We start from the raw sequence: 17,257 nt of genomic DNA on the forward strand, positions 1-17,257 counted from the left end.
CTACGCAATGGCAAGATCGGGGGCAAAGCAGCTATCTGATCAAGCCGAAACGATTTCCATACATTGTGCAAAGCAATCGAGGAATGTTTTGGCGTCAGCCATGTCAAAGGTGATCGGCGGTTTGATCTTGATTACGTTATCAAGCGGCCCGTCCGTTGATAGCAGGATGTTGCGATCCTTCATCAGATTGATGACCTGACCTGCCTTGATGGTGGCTGGTTCAAGTGTCTGGTGATCTTCGATCAGTTCAATGCCGATAAACAGGCCAACACCGCGGACTTCACCAATCAGGTCGAACCTCGGTGCCATCAGGCGCAACTGTTCCATCATGAAATCACCAACAATGCGGGCATTGGCCTGAAGACGTTCATCACGGATGACATGCAGTACTTCGCGCCCAATGGCGCAGGATACCGGGTTGCCGCCAAAGGTGTTGAAATATTCCATGCCGGTATGGAACGCATTGGCGACTTCGCGGGTGGTGATCACCGCGCCCAATGGGTGGCCGTTGCCAATCGGTTTGCCCAGCGTAACGATATCGGGCACAACGCCTTGCAGTTCAAAGCCCCACATATAGCTGCCAACCCGGCCAAAGCCGACCTGAACTTCATCGGCGATGCACAGGCCACCCGATGCGCGAACGGCCTTGTAGACATGCTTCAGGTAACCGTTGGGCAAGACAATCTGACCACCGCATCCCAGAACGGATTCCGCAATGAATGCTGCCGGCGGGCGACCTTCGGCCTCGAATGCGCGAAGCTGTTCAATTGCCAGATCGGCATATTTTCTGCCGCATTCAGGATCATCGCTTGAAATCGGACCACGGAACCCGTCGGGCATCGGGCAGATTTTTACGTGATCCGGGCAGCCCTTTCCGCCCTTGCGATTGAACTTATAGGGGCTGAGGTCGATCAAGGATGTCAGGTTGCCGTGATAGGCGTGATCAACGATCAGCATTTCTCGGCGGCCGCTATAGGCCTGTGCCAGTCGAAGGGCGAGATCGTTGGCTTCGCTGCCGGAATTGACAAAGAAGCAAACCGACAGTGGATCGGGGAAAGTTGCCACCAGTTCATTTGCATAATTGACGATATTGTCATGCAGGTAACGGGTGTTGGTATTAAGCGCTGCCGCCTGCTTTGCCGCGGCCGCCACCACGCGGGGATGCGAATGGCCGATATGGCAAACATTATTGACCATATCGAGGTACTTTTCGCCGGTGTCGGTATAAAGATACTGACCTTCGCCACGCACCATCTTGAGCGGTTTTTTATAGGAAACACTCAAGTTCGGGCCAAGATGGCGGGTGCGCTCGGCGGTGATTTTGGCAGGTGCCCGTTCAACGATATCCTGGCAGTTAATGGCCATGCCCAGCATCAGATTGGGGTTGGGGCAGATGCTGCTCCAGACATTGGCTTCGCTGGGGGCAGCGACCCCGCAAATGTCGGCACCCATGCCGACCAGATCGATCATGATCTGGAAATGCAAGTGCGGTGCCCAGTTGCCGTTCTCCGGATACGGCCCGACATAGCCGATCAGATCGCCCTTCTTCACGGTTCTGCCAACCGGTGATACCGGCAATGACGTGCGGCTGAGATGGCCGTATTTGGTAAAGAAGCGCAGACCATCTGGCGTCGCGTGTTCCAGAATAATGATCGGGCCATAGTCGAAATCACGCGCATTGTCGTTTGAAACAACAACAACACCATCAAGGGGGGCAAAAAGCGGCGTTTGATCGGGCACAAACAGATCAATTCCAAGATGCAAACTGCGCCATTCGCCCTTGGTTGCGGTTTCAAAGAACGGCCCCTGATAGACCTTGCGGTTTTCAAGATATTTGCCAACGCCGACTTCGGCCTTTGCATCGTCCATGGCCTTGAAAATGGCATCGGTAACAATATTGGCCGGGCGCAGTTTGCCGTTCTGATCAAGGGACAATCCGTTCAGATCCACAATATGCAGGTTGGATGCATCCATGGATTGCGGAATAACCGGTCCGATTTGATCGGCATTGACGGTCAACCAGTTCACAACTTTGCGCGATCCGGGGCAAGGTTCCCAGCCACAGGCATCGCGGAAACGATAATGGGCAATGGCCGGGTTCAGCTTTGCCATCTTTGCCAACAGGTCCGTGACGCCAGCCTGGCTGATCAGCAGATATTCATTATCGGGTTCTTTGGCATGTTGCTGGGCCGCCATGCAGGCACTTTGTGCAAGGCGACAGGCCACAAGATCATAAAGGATGGCAATTTCATCTTCGCCAAGCGGATTGACCCGATGATAGGCCGTGACGATTTCAATCGCACGCGCCATCGGATCATCCTGATCCATCATGGCATAGGCAAGGGCGACGGCCAGATTGCAAATCCGGTGGGTGGCAATGAAGTCGCCAAAGTCGATCAGACCATTGATGGTCTGGGTGTCATCAACCAGCAGATTGTAGTCATTGGCGTCATTATGAATGACCTGACGCGGCGTTTTGGCAAGTTTGCTTGCAATGTCGGAATCAAACCGGTCTAGGATATCTGTGACCTGTGCGCGAACGGTATCATCCTTGATCAAGCCCACAAATTCACGGTGCTTTGACGTTTGGGCGATATCCCAAAGGAATGTTCGATGGGCCGCCGGGTGGTCAAAATCCTTCATGCAGATATCAAGCTGTCCAAGCAGGGTGCCAATCTGTGCGAAATCGATATCATGGTTTTCGCGCGCCTTGGCCCAGACCTTGCCATCAATCCAGTTCAGGGCACGCAGAAAACGCGTGGTTCCGTCAGTTTCTTTGATGACGGTTGTGCCTGCACCCGATGCGGATAAAAGAAGTTTTGGCACCGGGAAACCACCGGCATTTGCGATGTGTTCTAGGACGCGGTCCTGCGCCTCAAGCCACTTTGGATCGGTTTCCGGCGCGTAAATCTTGAAAATGTACTGTTCGCCATTCTCGCACATCATATGGAAATTCTGGTCGCGTTCGCCGGGCAGGCGGGTGGCCCAGGCCGAAAGATTGTAGTGCTTCCCGAATAAGTCGCGGACTTCTTCGACGGAATGAATGCGGATTTCGGAACGGGACATTTTCAGGCACCCTGATGGCTGGTTGTTCAAAGATCGGCATCAGTTTAGTTTCGCTATTTGGCCAATTCTTTCGCCATTATGGCCAAAATATTGTTTTAACAGCCAATCGTGGTAAGCTGGCGGCCTGTTCATGCCGGGGGCCAAATGCGTCATCTTGATGAGACCGACCAAAAGATTTTGCAGGTATTACGTGCCAATGGCCGTGAAAGCCTCAAGGGCATTGCCGCCAAAACCGGGTTGGCCCGATCAACCATCCGATATCGGTTGGAAAAGCTTGAAACAGATCGGGTAATTTCCGGCTATGAGGTCAAGATCAACCCCGGTTCAGAGGTCGGGCTTTCGGCATTTCTGTTTGTGCGCCTGAAGCATACGCCTGCCCTTGAAGTTATCCGTCATTTGTCGGGCTATTCCGAAGTACGCGGATGCTTTTCCCTTGCGGGCGATCCTGATCTGATCGTCGATGTTCGCGTGAATAACAGTGAACGGTTAAACGAGTTGCGTGACGCGTTGGCTGTGTTGCCGGCCTGCGCGGAAGTTCGCACTTCTATTGTGCTGAAACAGGAAATCTGACATCGCCAAACGGCTTCTGATCAGGGATCAGGATGTGTAACCCTCGTAAGAATAGGGGAGCAGATCATTGATGTCCGTCGACTTGTAATTGGCAATCGGCCTCCAACCTTTAATTTTATGAGAACATTGTGAAAAACGCATGCACCGTGCGTGAACTCCTCATATGGGGATGAACGCGTTTCTCATGAAAAGATACCTTGTGAACAAAGAGGACGTGGCGATGGGCCATGAACACGGAGGGTATGATGGTGTCGGGCAGTTCTTCAGAACAAGGCAGCGGGTTTCTTGCGAATTTGGGGGTTAAGACCAAAATCCTTTCGGGATTTTCGGCGGTCCTGATCGTCTTGGTGTCCGCATTGGCCTTTGCCTATTACAGTTTTACCCAAGTCGCATCTGACGTTGATGATTATGCCTTGCGGGTTGAAGAGGCCGCACTGGTTGCACAGATCGAAACCCGGTTCTTGCGCTTTAAAAGTCACGCACGTGAATTCGCCAACACCGCAAACCCCCATGATGCAGAGCAGGTCTTTGCAATTGCCGATGAAATCCGTCCCATTCTTGATACGGCCCTGCAGCGTTTTCAATCCGACGACCATCGCGCACGCATCGGCAAGATTTCCGGGGCGCTTGACCATTACATGGCCGATTTCTCAAAGGTTCGCAGCCTGAGTGACGAATATCATGCCCTGATCCTTGATCGCCTTGAACCGGACGGGATCAAGGTTGTTTCCGATCTGGACGAATTGATTGCGCGTGCGGATGGCAGTCAGGATATGGAAACCTTGAAGCAGGCGGCGGCAGCGCGTGAACACGCGCTTTTGGCAAGGCTTTACGCAAATATCCTGATTGGTCGTCAGGATGACAGTTTTGGAGAAAAGGCAGCTAGCGAGTTTGGTTTGCTTAAGGCAGGGCTTGTTCAGATGGACCAGTCGGCCCTTGGGACAGAATACAAAGACACGCTGGCCGAAGTAATGGACCTGTTTGATGATTACCGCGAGGCGTTCGACAAAATTAGATCAAATGAACTGGTGATCATTGAAACGGTCAACGGTGGCATGCAGAAGTCGTCAGACATTCTGTTGTCCGAAGCTGAAACTCTGATGACAGAATTCGCCAAAGCGGAACATTCGATCTTTGAGCGCGTCATTCATCAGATCGGACAAGCTGAAACCGAAATCCTGATTGCGTCCCTTATTGGGATCGGGCTGGGCATTGCGATTGCCATGTTGATCGGGGATCGCCTGTCCAAGCCGATCATCGCCATTACCGCGATTATGCGCCGGTTGGCCGACCATGATCTTGGCGTTGACGTGAAATGGCAGGGGCGCCGCGATGAAATCGGGCAAATGGCGGGTGCGGTTCAGGTGTTTAAGGAAAATGCCATCCGCAATGACGAGCTTGAAGCCAAGGCCATCGAAGATGAAAAACGTGCCAAAGAAGCCCAGCGCATGTTCATGAACCGCACGGCTGATACGTTTAACTCCGACGTTGGCCAGATCATTGAAACGGTTGCCGCGGCGGCGGTGGAATTGCAGGCAACAGCCGATAGCATGTCGCGTCTTGCAAGTTCCGCGTCCGAGCAAACGGTGGCAGTAGCATCCGCGACCGAACAGGCAAGCGGCAATGTGCATTCTGTTGCGTCGGCAACCGAAGAACTCAATGCCTCGATCGAGGAAATCAATCGGCAGGTTGTTCATTCATCCGAAGTCGCACGCAACGCCGTCGGACAGGTCAATCAGACGCGCCACGACCTTAAAGAACTGGTTGAGGCATCCGAAAATATCTCCAATGTTCTTAAACTGATTTCCGATATCGCCAATCAAACCAACATGCTGGCGCTCAATGCGACGATTGAGGCGGCGCGCGCGGGGGAAGCCGGTCGTGGATTTGCCGTGGTCGCGAACGAGGTCAAAAACCTTTCGGATCAGACCAGCAAGGCGACCGAGGAAATAACCCGCTATGTCGATAACCTTCAGAGCCGGACAGGCAGTGCCGTCAGCAAGGTCGAAGCGGTTGGCAAAACCGTAAGCGAGATGGATGCGATCATTGCAACGATCTCCTCGGCGATCGAGGAACAAACTGCTGCAACCCGCGAAATCGCCTTTAATGTCGAGCAGGCAGCAACCGGCACAACCGTTGTCAGCTCGAATATTGCGACTGTCAGCACGGCTGTGAACGAGGCTGGAACCGCGTCGGGTGATGTTTTGCGCGCGGTAAGCATGCTTTCGGAAAACTTCACGACGCTCAAAGGGGCGACTGATAATTTCGTGACGACCATCCGTGCGGCTTGACCGCAGGGGTTGGTCCGCCAAATCGAAAAACGCCCGGTTCACATGAAGCCGGGCGTTTTTGTTTTAGCAGATAATCCAGGATCAATTACTGACCGGCAAGGGTCAGGCCATCAATGCGCAATGTTGGGGCATTGGTGCCGTATTTGAAGGTCAGGTCATTTGCCGGAACCACGGTTTTGAACATGTCCTTAAGGTTCCCGGCCACGGTAATTTCCGATACCGGATAGGCCAGCTCGCCATCCTCAATCCAGAAGCCCGACGCGCCACGAGAATAGTCGCCGGTGACGCCGTTGATGCTGCTGCCGATCATGTCGGTGATATAAAGGCCGGACTTGATATCCTTGATCATGTCTTCGGGCGAAATGGTGCCTGCTTCCATGTAAAGGTTGGTGGTCGACGGGCCGGGCAGGCTTCCGGCACCGCGTGATGCATGGCCGGTCGATTTCAGGCCCAGCTGACGGGCCGAACGCAAATCCATGATCCAGGTTTTCAGGACACCATTTTCGATCAGATAACGCTTTTCGTTGGCGACACCTTCGGCATCAAACGGCTTGGACCGCAGGCCACGCACCCGGTGCGGATCATCAACGATGTTGATATGCGGGGCAAAAATTTCCTTATCCATGGCATCGAGCAGGAAGCTGGTGCCACGCGCGATGCCCGATCCGTTGATTGCACCCGACAGATGCCCGACGATGGAGGACGAAACACGCGGGTCATAAATGACCGGAACCTGCGTGCTTTTGACTTTGCGCGGGTTCAGGCGGCGCAATGTTTTTTGCGCGGCTTTCAGACCGATATCAGTCGGATCGCGCAGGTCGGTCGAAAATACCGCGCTGTCATAATCGTAATCGCGTTCCATTGCTGTGCCGGTTCCTGCCAGAACCGAAACCGAAATGTGGCTTCCTGATCCGGCATAGGAATTGGAAAATCCGTTGGTTGCGGCAAGGGTGATCTGATGGCGGCCCCAACCGGCATCGGCCCCTTCGGAGTTGGTGATGCCGTCGACCGAACGGGCGGCTTCTTCGCAGGCGGTTGCCCATTCGATCAGCTTGGCCTGGTCAACCTCGCCCGGTTCGCACAGCTCAAGGGCTTCGACGTTAAAGGTTTCGGCAAGTTCGGACGGATCGGCGATCCCGCAATAAGGGTCTTCGGGCGCGTTTTTTGCCATCGCAACCGCACGTTCGACCAGTTCATTTAGTGCCGCATCACTGGTATCGGATGACGATACAACAGCCTGTTGCTTGCCGATCAGAACGCGCAGGCCAAGATCGGCCCCTTCGGATCGTTCAAGCTTTTCCATTTTGCCAAGACGCTGGGAAACCGAAAGAGATGTTCCTTCGACATAGACGGCATCTGCGTCATCGGCACCGGCTTTCTTGGCGCGCGCCAGCAGATCATTGATACGATCAAGTGTCATGTCGGTCTTGGGCATGGAAGCTCCCTTATTTCGGAATGTATCTATCGGCTAGTTATAGGCGGCGGGGACGTATTCGCAAAGAACAGAAACGGTTTGATGATCTGGAATGCCGGCGTCCTTGGTCCTGTTCCCAAAGGTGGCGTGAAACCATCGGTCGGGCAAGGGGATGGGAGTGCTGATTTTATCGGCTTATCTGCTATAGTTCCGAAAACAGACAAGAACTGGCGGGCTTCTGCCAGATATACGGGACAGGATGCGGATGCGCAAAATTCTAGGCGGTATCATTGCCGGTACAGTGTTGTTGGGTCTTGGTCATCCGGCATTTGCCGATGAGCCGGAGCCATCGAATGGCCCGGATCAAGACGGTGTTTGGGAATTGAACGCCAATGGCAAGACTGATCCGGTTTCAAGCGCACAGCTTTATAGCGAAATGCGCATTCAGGGCGGACAATATGCCCGGAATTATCGTCACCAGATGCTGACGGGTGATTTTACCTGTGATGATGTGGTCGACCGGATTGCCGGATGGGTGGACCTTGATAGTCCCGAAGGCCCGCGATTTGCCCTGCTATTTGTCACCAATCACGGGGCCAAAGCGCAAAGCGAAATTCACTACCTGCCGTTCGAGCAGTCCGAGCAGTTTGCGCTTTGCATCTATGATGAAACCGCCCCGCCAGTCATAAGCTGGCAGGAAAACAGTGCCGAGTTCATGGAAGAAGTAATCGGATCAAAGGATATGTGCAATTTCGCGATCCGGGTTGATGATTTCATGTGTGACGCGCCGCAATTCTTCTATTCCGGGAAACCGGCGGAGAATGGCGATCACTGGTTCTTCTTCCGAAACTGATCGTGAGTTTTTGAAAAGAAAAGGCGGGTTTGAAACCCGCCTTTGTCAACTAATCCCGCCAGATTTTCTTGCCTGATCCCGGCAGGCCATAGCGTTCCCATTTCTGATCAACACGGTCGATGATGTCATCGTCCATATAGATTTTCTCACCCCATTCGCGGTTGGTTTCGCCCGGGAATTTGTTGGTGGCATCAAGGCCGAGCTTGCCGCCAAGACCGGAAACCGGTGATGCGAAATCAAGATAGTCAATCGGGGTGTCGGTCACGGTGGTGATATCACGTACCGGGTCCATCCGGGTCGAAATCGCCCACATGACATCCTTCCAGTCGCGGACATCAATGTCGTCATCGACCACGATGACGAATTTCGTATACATGAACTGCCGCAGGAACGACCACACGCCCATCATCACGCGCTTGGCATGACCGGCATAGGCCTTTTTCATCGACACCACCGCGATACGATAGCTGCATCCTTCCGGCGGCAGCCAGAAATCAACGATTTCGGGGAATTGTTGTTGCAGCAGCGGTACGAAGACATCGTTCAGTGCCTCGCCCAGAACCGACGGTTCGTCTGGCGGACGACCGGTAAAGGTCGACAGATAAATCGGGTCCTTGCGCATAGTAATTGCGGTGATGGTAAAGACCGGGAAATCTTCGACCGAGTTATAATATCCGGTATGGTCGCCATACGGCCCTTCGGGCGCATATTCGTCAAGCGAGACATAGCCTTCAAGTACGATTTCGGCGGTTGCGGGAACCTTGAGCGGGACGGTTTTGCAATCGACCAGCTCGACCTTTTCACCGCGCAAAAGCCCGGCAAACTGATATTCCGAAAGGGTATCGGGCACCGGGGTAACAGCGGCAAGGATCGTGCCCGGATCGGCACCAAGAACAATCGCCGCCGGAAGCGGTTCACGCTTTTCCTTTTTCCAGCGCGCATGATGCTGCGCCCCGCCACGATGTTTCAGCCAGCGCATGATCGCCTTGTTCTTGCCAAGCACCTGCATGCGGTAAATGCCAAGATTAAAGACATCGCGCTTGTCGCCGCCTTTTTCACCGGCTGTCGGGCCCTGTGTCACGACCAGCGGCCAGGTGATCAGCGGGGCGGGTTCCCCCGGCCAGCAGGACTGAACCGGGATTTTTGACAGATCAATGTCATCGCCCTGAAGAACCACTTCCTGACAAGGCGCCTTGGAAACCGTTTTGGGTTTCATCGCCATGACGGTTTTGGCCAATGGCAGCATCGAAAACGCTTCGCGGATGCTTGCCGGTGGTTCAGGCTGTTTAAGAAACGCAAGCGTCTCGCCCACTTCGCGCAGTTCTTCGGGCTTGCGGTTCATGCCCGCGGCAACCCGGTCCACCGTGCCAAACAGATTGACCAGAACCGGCATGTCATATTTTTTGCCGTCATCCCCGACAACATTTTCAAACAGAACCGCCGGGCCGCCTTCGGCCAGAAGGCGGGTCTGGATTTCGGTCATTTCAAGATTGGGGGATACCGGTTCGGTAACACGGACGAGACGGCCGGTCTTTTCCAGCGCATCCATGAAATCACGAAGGGATTGATAGGGCATGGCACCTGTCATCAGCAAAGCATTGAAACCTGATTGTCTACATACGCCGTGGCGGGCCTTGCGACAACCTTGCTGTTAAAGGCGGCAGGCATTTGGCAAAACGGGTGTTTGCAAGTTCACATTGTCCTCCCCAAATGAAACCGGGATGCTGCGTTGCATAATTTTGCGGTTTTGGTCGGCGCATCATTTGGTTATACATAGGCTAGATTTGAGACGCGTGGCCCACAACACGCGACATGGCAACTCACTAAAACATGAAGGACGCACAGATGGCCAAATATTGGGTTATCGGGGGCACCTATCAGGATACCGGTTTTGATCAGCCGATTGGCGAAGAAACCAAAGTTGGTCCGTTTGGCAGCTTCGAAGACGCGGAACAGGAATGGTCCAAAATGGCCTGGCAGTCGGTTGACGACGCGAATTCGCGTTATCGCATCGAACGCCTTGAAGAATACTGGGTCGTTGGCGGCGAGTACGAAACCACCGATTTCGAAAAGCCGGTCAATGGTTCCGAAGAACGCCATGGTCCTTTCGCGACCTTTGGTGACGCGGAAAAGGCATGGTCGAAACTGGCCTGGCAGCATGTTGATGACTGCAACTTCCGCTATCGCGTTGTTGAAGGCTAGGCCGGATCGATCAATCCATGTTTTCGATTGATGACGCGCAGGTCATTTCCGACCGGGTTTTACGCGACCAAATCGAACGACATCCGCGCGCGCAGGAACTCCTGGCAGGAACTCCTGCGCGCGTTTTTGTATCCTTATGACGCACCCGATCAGGACTTTTTGTTTTCGGCGGGGCAGATCAAATCTTTGGGCACCGACGAGGTGCTGTCACAGACGATCGGTCGTGTGCCGGTTCTGGCGGTTGGCTCCAACCGTGCGCCGGTTCAGCTTACCCGCAAATTCAGCCATCAGAATATTTCAGATACAATTCCGGTGACGCTTGGCTGGATGATGCATCATGACATTGTCTATTCAACACATATCAGTGGATATGGTGCTGTACCGGCAACATTGGCACCGTCGCCCGGGACGCGTGTTCGTATTGCTGTAACCTGGCTGGATGCCGGGCAACTTGCGCATATGCATGTCACTGAATCTGTGCCGGTCCAGTATCAGTATGTCGGATTGCATGGCCGTGATATTGAACTTGATTGCGGTCATGTGGTTGACAATGTTGGACTGTATCAGTCCTCTTCGGGTTATCTGTTCGGACGGGAAAATACCTTTGCCCTGTCGGCTATCCGTGCTGAAAACCGGCGCTATCAGGCCTTAAGCCAATGGGACATTATGGCCCATATCGCGCGTGCTAAAGGACAGGTTCTGCGACCGGAATTTGTGCTGCGACTGATTGATGATCAGGATTTTCGGAACGCTGTTAACGGATGCATCGTTACAAGGTAACGATGCCCCTGTAATCCCTGCACGCTAACCCCATATATACTTATGCATGATGTTCTGACACTTGAAATTGTGTCTAGATAGTCAATAAGCATTGGAAAATCATATATTTATTCCAAAGCTTAAAGCCGTCCAAAGAATGGCGCGTCAGGCTGGTTTGTATGGGATCAACCGGCTTGATGACAACTTCAAAGGTGCCTGATCTGCAACACAGGCGCCAAATCTTGGGGAATATTTCGGGGGAATGCCGGCGTCGTATGGCGCATGCATCAGAAATTCGTGTGTGTTTATGCATCACGACCAAGGGAGAGGAAGTATGTTTGGCTCGGGTTCAGATGACAGCCATATCGTCAAGGCGATCAAGCAATCATTGGGAACGATTGAGTTTTCGCTCGACGGCAAGATTATTGATGCGAATAGCAATTTTCTGACATTGATGGGCTATGAGCTTTCTGAAATACGTGGCAAGCATCATAGCATGTTTGTTGATCCGGCATTTGCCGGTGGTTCCGAATACAAAGCCTTTTGGGAACGGCTGCGGGCCGGGGAATCCTTTACCGCCGAGTTTCAAAGATTTGGCAAAGGTGGCAAGGAAATCTGGATACAGGCCACCTATAATTCGGTGCGAAACAGCAGCGGAAAGCCCTACAAGGTCTTCAAAATTGCGACCGATATCACCGCACGCAAATTACAGGCCGCCGATTATGCAGGACAAATTGACGCCATAAGCAAGGCGCAAGCGGTTATCGCGTTTGATCTTGACGGTAATATCCTTGATGCCAATGACAATTTCCTTGCGACGATGGGGTATCAGCTTTCGGAAATTCAGGGCAAGCATCACCGCATCTTTGTTGCCGAAGATTACGCCAACAGCAAAGAATACAAGGAATTCTGGAAGCAACTTGCGGCGGGTAAACATCTTGCCGCCGAGTACCAGCGATTTGGCAAAGGTGGGAAGGAAGTCTGGATACAGGCCAGCTACAACCCGATCATGGACATGTCCGGCCGACCATTCAAAGTGGTGAAATACGCCACCGATATTACCGCACAGAAATTGCAGGCCGCGAATTTCGCCGGACAGATCGAGGCAATCCACAAATCCCAAGCCGTGATTTCGTTTGAAATGGACGGGACCATTCGAAATGCAAACCCCAATTTCCTGAACGCAATGGGTTATAGCTTTGAGGAAGTGGTTGGCAAGCATCACAGCATCTTCATTGACCCGGCAGAGGCCCAAAGCCCGGAATACGAAGCGTTCTGGGAGGCCCTGCGTCGAGGCGAACACAAAGTCGCAGAGTTCCGCCGGATTGGTAAAGGGGGGAGGGAAGTCTGGATACAGGCCAGCTATAACCCGGTGGTCGATATGAACGGGCGCCCGATCAAGGTGGTGAAATACGCAACCGACATTACCAGACAGATCATGGCCCGCCGCAAGGCAAAACAACTCGCCGAGAACTCCAGCACAAGCGCCGAAGCTGTTGCAAGCGCGTCCGAGGAAATGTTGGCTGCCATTCAGGAAATCAGTGAAAGCATGCATCGTTCGCAAATCGCGATGAATGACATTGTTTCGAAAACCGACGAAGCCAATGAAGTCCGTGCTGATCTTGAAACAACATCGGAGTCCATGGCGGGTGTCGTTCAGATCATTCGTGATCTGGCAGAACAGGTTAACCTGCTTGCCCTGAATGCGACAATCGAGGCCGCCCGCGCCGGTGAAGCTGGCAAAGGTTTCGCTGTCGTGGCGGGCGAGGTGAAAAACCTTGCCAATCAGACCGCCCGCGCAACCGATGAAATCGAAACCCAGATCGGTGCGATGATGAACATCACCAAACGGGTGGTCGCATCCACAGCGGGTATTTCGACATCGGCAGAGTCGGTTAGCGGCTATGTCGATTCAATTGCCTCTGCCGTCGAAGAGCAGACCAGTGTCACACAAGACATCTCGAAGAATATTCAGTTCGTTTTCAATGGCATTTCTGAACTGAATGAATGTGTCAGAAGCATCGCCAGCTAGTGCGACCTAGCCGATATTCTCCCGGTCTGGCAGCAATTGCCATATCCGGGTGAATTTGGTTTCGGCGTCCTCGACCGCGACATCGACCGGAACGTCATAGGTTTCAAGTTCGTCAATGTTGTGCGTCGGGGCATAGGTCCGGCCCGGATCGGCAAGGATCACACGGGTGCCAAGACGGGCCTCGCTCATCAACCACTGCAATACCGCGTTGGCCATGTCCTGTTGATAGCAGACATCACCGGCAAAAATAACGTCCCAGCGTTTTTCAGGCGCCGACGTTCCGACAAAGTTTTCCGTCGTGGTCGGAAATTCAACGCCGTTATGTTTGGCATTCAGGCGCGTTGCGGTAATTGCAACCGGATCAATGTCATTGGCAAGTATCTCGGCGGCATCGGCCATCACACAGGCAATCGCCTGCATCCCACCACCACAGGCAAAATCAAGAACCCGCTTGCCACGCACCAGTTCCGGGTGATCCAGAATATAACGCGTAATCGCCTGACCGCCCGGCCAGGCAAAGGCCCAATAGGGCGGCGGGATATCCAGAATACCAAGGATGTCCTCGGTTGCCTGCCAAAGCGGGGTGATATGGGTCGCCAGATACATCTCGATTTCCGGGGCCAAGGGCACGCGTGCCGGCACGGTAAAAGTCTCGATCAGATCGGCAAATTGCGGATCGTCGACTTCTGGAACCAAGGCGTCGGCAAAGATGTTATCGGTCATGGTCTGGTTGCTCTGGCAGTGACGGTCTGCGGGGCGTATCGGCTTTTACCCCCAAGTGCAAGCGTGATCTGATCGCCCCCGTCAGGATGCCGTGTTTCAGGCGGCGGCAATCAGATGGGACAGGATAATCGCGCCAAGCACCAGCAACCCGTAATCACGGTTTGACTTGAACCGTTTAAGGCAATTGGCGGCATCATCAAGCTTAACCGTTGCGACCTGCCAGCCAAGATGAATGCCCGCAAGGCCCAGCAACACGAAATAGGACCAGTGAAGATTGGCCAGCATTCCCGAGATGCCCAGTAAAAGCGTGGTCAGGGTATAAAATCCCATGGCCCATTTCGGGGTGGCATCGCCAAGGCGCAGGGCAAGGGATTTAAGACCGATCTTGGCATCATCGTCCTTGTCCTGATGGGCATAGATGGTGTCATAGCCAAGCGTCCAGAAAAAGCCTGCCGCATACATGGCAATGGCGGCAGGTTCAACCGATCCGGTAACCGCGGCCCAGCCAACCAGTGCGCCCCAGTTAAAGGCAAGACCAAGGACGGATTGGGGCCAATAGGTATACCGCTTCATGAAGGGATAAATGACGATGATCGGGATCGAACATATGCCGACAATGATGGCTTCGATACGGAACTGCACCAGAATGACCAGGCCCAACAGCATCATGAAACCAAGAAACAGCAGGGCCTGCCAAACCTTGACCTGACCACTTGGCAATGGTCGGGTGATGGTGCGTTCGACCTTGCCATCGAAATTGCGATCAGCCAGATCATTGATCACGCAACCTGCACCGCGCATGATCAGTGCCCCGACCCCGAACAGGGTCATCATGATCACGATCTGTTTGGCGGTAATGCCATCAGTGATGCCACCGGCCATTGCGGTTGACCACCAGCAAGGCAGCAATAAAAGCCAAGTGCCAATAGGACGATCAAGACGCAGCAACTTCAAATACGGACGAACAGGTGCGGGCATAAAGCGGTCAATCCAGCCATCTGCCGGCATGTCGTTTTTGGTATTCTGTATTGGTTGGTTGACCTGTGTCATAATTGGCCTATCTAACAAAAAACTTTTTCAAGTGCCGTCAAACGGCTTTGGGGACCTACATGACCGCAGATGCCACCCGCGCCCGTCAGCGCCTTTTCGTCCATGATCCTATCACGGCCGGTTGCGAGATCGAACTTGCACCAGAACAGTCTCATTACCTTGAACATGTGATGCGCCTCAAGCCCGGAACGCCGGTAAAGGTTTTTAACGGGCGTGATGGCGAATGGCTAGGAACGATCAGCGAACTTCGGAAAAAGAAGGGCCGCATTACCGCCGAAACGCTTTTGCGTGAACAGGGGAACGAGGCCGGACCGACTCTGGTTTTTGCGCCGATCAAAAAACAACGTCTTGATTTCCTGATTGAAAAGGCGGTCGAACTTGGCGTTGGAAAACTTCAGCCCGTGATCACCCAGCATGGCATCACCGACAAGGTGCGTCTTGATCGTTTACAGGCACAGGTTATCGAGGCCGCCGAACAGTGCGAACGCCTTACTGTGCCCGATGTTGCAGAGCCGGTGCGCCTACTGGACTGGGTCGCAAATGGCGCGGAAAATCACCATCTGCTGTTTTGTGACGAAACGGGATCGGGGTCACCAATTGGTGAAGTGACAAGTCAGCTATTGGCAAAGGGCGCTGGCTCGGTTATCGACAATATCAATGTTGTTAACCATGCACTCGTGATTGGACCTGAAGGCGGCTTTAGCGCCGACGAACTTGAACGTATCCGCAAACAGCCTTTTGCAACGCCTGTCAGTCTTGGCCCCCGCATCCTGCGCGCCGAGACAGCGGCAATTGCTGCATTAACGGTATATCAGGATCGCATCGGCGATTGGTCCCACCGACCAGTTGCGAGAGATTAGGGAACGCCCTTATGACTGTCAGCGCCTCCACTGGTGACAGCCCGGTTATTGAAAACCGGCGTCAGCTTGTCGAATGGTTTGAGTCCGGTTCTAAACCGAAAAGTGACTGGGCCATCGGCACCGAACACGAAAAATTCGCCTTTACCCGCGATGACCTTCGCCCGATCCCTTATGAAGGGGAACGGGGTGTTAAAACCCTGCTTAATGCCCTTGCCGAACGCTATGACTGGGAGCCGATCATCGAGAACGGCAATGTCATCGCCCTGACCAAGGACAAATGTTCTGTGTCGCTCGAACCGGGCGGTCAGATCGAATTGTCGGGTGCCCCGCTTAAAAACATTCACCAGACCTGTGGTGAAGTGCATACCCATCTTCATGAATTGCGTGAAATCTGCGGTGATCTTGGCATTGATATGCTGGGTGTCGGTCATCAGCCGAAATGGTCGCGCGAAGACACCCCTTGGATGCCCAAGGGGCGTTACGGGATCATGCGCGAATATATGCCCAAGGTCGGTAAGCTTGGCCTTGATATGATGCTTCGGACTTCGACCATTCAGGTCAATCTGGATTTCAGTTCCGAGGCCGATATGGTCAAGAAATTCAGAACGTCGCTGGCACTTCAGCCGGTTGCAACCGCGCTCTTTGCGGCATCGCCGTTTGTGGATGGCAAGCCAAGTGGCTTCCTGTCGTCCCGATCCAATGTCTGGACCGATACCGACCCGGATCGTTGCGGCATGTTGCCGTTTGTGTTCGAAGACGGTTTCGGCTTTGAACGCTATGTCGACTATATGCTTGATGTGCCGATGTATTTTGTCTATCGCGATGGCAAATACATCAATGCGGCGGGCAAGTCGTTCCGCGATTTCATGGATGGCAAGCTTGATGTGTTGCCCGGCGAACGCCCGACCATGAATGACTGGTCCGATCACATGACAACCGCCTTCCCGGAAGTGCGTCTTAAGAAATTCCTGGAAATGCGCGGGGCCGATGGTGGTCCGTGGAAACGCATCTGCGCTTTGCCGGCTCTGTGGGTTGGCCTTCTGTATGATGATGCCGCCCTTGATGCGGCCTGGGATCTGGTCAAGGACCTGTCGGTAGAGGAACGCGAAGCCCTTCGCAATGATGTTCCGCGTACTGCCCTTGCCACCAAATTCAAAAATGGCACGGTTCAGGATCTGGCCAAGGACGTTCTTGCCGTGTCCCGTCAGGGTCTTCAGGCACGTGGTCGCATGGACGGCTACGGCGATGATGAAACCCACTTCCTTGAAAGCCTCGATGACGTCGCCGAAAGCGGTCGTACGCTGGCCGAGGAGTTCCTTGATAAATATGAAACCGAATGGAACGGTTCGGTTGATCCGGTCTTCAAGGAATATGCCTATTAAGGCGTATCTGAAATCAGAGAAAAGGGCGGTGGTGACACTGCCCTTTTTTGTTTGT

General features: G+C 53.5%; 13 protein-coding genes. 8 read left to right on the forward strand and 5 right to left on the reverse strand.

What is annotated here, in order from left to right:
* Window positions 1–39 precede the first annotated feature (39 nt).
* Window positions 40–3,066 carry an aminotransferase class III-fold pyridoxal phosphate-dependent enzyme gene (locus TH19_RS15070; RefSeq protein ID WP_114103181.1) on the reverse strand — a complete coding sequence of 1,009 codons (3,027 nt, stop codon included), beginning with the start codon at window positions 3,064–3,066 and terminating at the stop codon, window positions 40–42.
* 144 nt (window positions 3,067–3,210) lie between these two features.
* Between TH19_RS15070 and TH19_RS15075 the strand changes: the two genes are divergently transcribed.
* Both TH19_RS15075 and TH19_RS15080 read left to right on the forward strand, forming a co-directional pair.
* On the forward strand, window positions 3,211–3,636 hold the full coding sequence (locus TH19_RS15075) for an Lrp/AsnC family transcriptional regulator (RefSeq protein WP_114103182.1): 426 nt from the start codon (window positions 3,211–3,213) through the stop codon (window positions 3,634–3,636).
* Between the two features lie 227 nt (window positions 3,637–3,863).
* Complete coding sequence (locus tag TH19_RS15080) at window positions 3,864–5,927, forward strand: HAMP domain-containing methyl-accepting chemotaxis protein (protein ID WP_114103183.1); 2,064 nt, start codon at window positions 3,864–3,866, stop codon at window positions 5,925–5,927.
* 85 nt (window positions 5,928–6,012) lie between these two features.
* Here TH19_RS15080 and TH19_RS15085 read toward each other — a convergent pair whose 3' ends face one another.
* The gene (locus tag TH19_RS15085; protein WP_114103184.1) at window positions 6,013–7,362 is read right to left on the reverse strand and encodes a TldD/PmbA family protein; all 1,350 of its coding nucleotides are present in this window, start codon (window positions 7,360–7,362) and stop codon (window positions 6,013–6,015) included.
* Between the two features lie 244 nt (window positions 7,363–7,606).
* Between TH19_RS15085 and TH19_RS15090 the strand changes: the two genes are divergently transcribed.
* On the forward strand, window positions 7,607–8,194 hold the full coding sequence (locus tag TH19_RS15090; RefSeq protein ID WP_258547981.1) for a hypothetical protein: 588 nt from the start codon (window positions 7,607–7,609) through the stop codon (window positions 8,192–8,194).
* Window positions 8,195–8,243: 49 nt separating this feature from the next.
* Here the strand turns inward: TH19_RS15090 and TH19_RS15095 are convergent, their stop codons facing one another.
* The gene (locus TH19_RS15095; RefSeq protein ID WP_114103306.1) at window positions 8,244–9,770 is read right to left on the reverse strand and encodes a UbiD family decarboxylase; all 1,527 of its coding nucleotides are present in this window, start codon (window positions 9,768–9,770) and stop codon (window positions 8,244–8,246) included.
* Window positions 9,771–10,039: 269 nt separating this feature from the next.
* Between TH19_RS15095 and TH19_RS15100 the strand changes: the two genes are divergently transcribed.
* The 3 genes from TH19_RS15100 to TH19_RS15110 all read left to right on the forward strand — a co-directional run bounded on the left by TH19_RS15100 (window position 10,040) and on the right by TH19_RS15110 (window position 13,187).
* Entirely contained in the window at window positions 10,040–10,396 is a 357-nt protein-coding gene (locus TH19_RS15100) for a DUF4170 domain-containing protein (protein ID WP_114103307.1), read from the forward strand.
* 30 nt (window positions 10,397–10,426) lie between these two features.
* Window positions 10,427–11,176: a hypothetical protein gene (locus TH19_RS15105; protein WP_114103186.1), complete on the forward strand. Its 750-nt coding sequence runs from the start codon at window positions 10,427–10,429 to the stop codon at window positions 11,174–11,176.
* A gap of 313 nt (window positions 11,177–11,489) precedes the next feature.
* The gene (locus tag TH19_RS15110; protein ID WP_114103187.1) at window positions 11,490–13,187 is read left to right on the forward strand and encodes a methyl-accepting chemotaxis protein; all 1,698 of its coding nucleotides are present in this window, start codon (window positions 11,490–11,492) and stop codon (window positions 13,185–13,187) included.
* A gap of 6 nt (window positions 13,188–13,193) precedes the next feature.
* Here the strand turns inward: TH19_RS15110 and TH19_RS15115 are convergent, their stop codons facing one another.
* Window positions 13,194–13,910: a class I SAM-dependent methyltransferase gene (locus TH19_RS15115; RefSeq protein WP_114103188.1), complete on the reverse strand. Its 717-nt coding sequence runs from the start codon at window positions 13,908–13,910 to the stop codon at window positions 13,194–13,196.
* A 96-nt stretch (window positions 13,911–14,006) separates the two neighbouring features.
* Window positions 14,007–14,960 (reverse strand): 4-hydroxybenzoate octaprenyltransferase, encoded by a 954-nt coding sequence (gene ubiA / locus TH19_RS15120; RefSeq protein WP_114103189.1) that lies wholly within the window; start codon window positions 14,958–14,960, stop codon window positions 14,007–14,009.
* Between the two features lie 59 nt (window positions 14,961–15,019).
* Here ubiA and TH19_RS15125 point away from each other — a divergent pair, with 59 nt between their 5' ends.
* Window positions 15,020–15,820 carry a 16S rRNA (uracil(1498)-N(3))-methyltransferase gene (locus TH19_RS15125; RefSeq protein WP_114103190.1) on the forward strand — a complete coding sequence of 267 codons (801 nt, stop codon included), beginning with the start codon at window positions 15,020–15,022 and terminating at the stop codon, window positions 15,818–15,820.
* A gap of 11 nt (window positions 15,821–15,831) precedes the next feature.
* Complete coding sequence (locus TH19_RS15130) at window positions 15,832–17,202, forward strand: glutamate--cysteine ligase (protein WP_114103191.1); 1,371 nt, start codon at window positions 15,832–15,834, stop codon at window positions 17,200–17,202.
* Window positions 17,203–17,257: the final 55 nt, after the last annotated feature.

It is taken from the genome of Thalassospira profundimaris (genome assembly GCF_003326675.1).
In the GTDB taxonomy this organism is placed as follows: domain Bacteria; phylum Pseudomonadota; class Alphaproteobacteria; order Rhodospirillales; family Thalassospiraceae; genus Thalassospira; species Thalassospira aquimaris.

What these genes read in the sequence shown, in the direction of transcription:
- TH19_RS15070 (WP_114103181.1), bottom strand. Translation starts at nt 3,066, where the DNA reads ATGTCCCGTTCCGAAATCCGCATTCATTCCGTCGAAGAAGTCCGCGAC.
- TH19_RS15075 (WP_114103182.1), top strand. Translation starts at nt 3,211, where the DNA reads ATGCGTCATCTTGATGAGACCGACCAAAAGATTTTGCAGGTATTACGT.
- TH19_RS15080 (WP_114103183.1), top strand. Translation starts at nt 3,864, where the DNA reads ATGAACACGGAGGGTATGATGGTGTCGGGCAGTTCTTCAGAACAAGGC.
- TH19_RS15085 (WP_114103184.1), bottom strand. Translation starts at nt 7,362, where the DNA reads ATGCCCAAGACCGACATGACACTTGATCGTATCAATGATCTGCTGGCG.
- TH19_RS15090 (WP_258547981.1), top strand. Translation starts at nt 7,607, where the DNA reads ATGCGCAAAATTCTAGGCGGTATCATTGCCGGTACAGTGTTGTTGGGT.
- TH19_RS15095 (WP_114103306.1), bottom strand. Translation starts at nt 9,770, where the DNA reads ATGCCCTATCAATCCCTTCGTGATTTCATGGATGCGCTGGAAAAGACC.
- TH19_RS15100 (WP_114103307.1), top strand. Translation starts at nt 10,040, where the DNA reads ATGGCCAAATATTGGGTTATCGGGGGCACCTATCAGGATACCGGTTTT.
- TH19_RS15105 (WP_114103186.1), top strand. Translation starts at nt 10,427, where the DNA reads ATGACGCGCAGGTCATTTCCGACCGGGTTTTACGCGACCAAATCGAAC.
- TH19_RS15110 (WP_114103187.1), top strand. Translation starts at nt 11,490, where the DNA reads ATGTTTGGCTCGGGTTCAGATGACAGCCATATCGTCAAGGCGATCAAG.
- TH19_RS15115 (WP_114103188.1), bottom strand. Translation starts at nt 13,910, where the DNA reads ATGACCGATAACATCTTTGCCGACGCCTTGGTTCCAGAAGTCGACGAT.
- ubiA (WP_114103189.1), bottom strand. Translation starts at nt 14,960, where the DNA reads ATGACACAGGTCAACCAACCAATACAGAATACCAAAAACGACATGCCG.
- TH19_RS15125 (WP_114103190.1), top strand. Translation starts at nt 15,020, where the DNA reads ATGACCGCAGATGCCACCCGCGCCCGTCAGCGCCTTTTCGTCCATGAT.
- TH19_RS15130 (WP_114103191.1), top strand. Translation starts at nt 15,832, where the DNA reads ATGACTGTCAGCGCCTCCACTGGTGACAGCCCGGTTATTGAAAACCGG.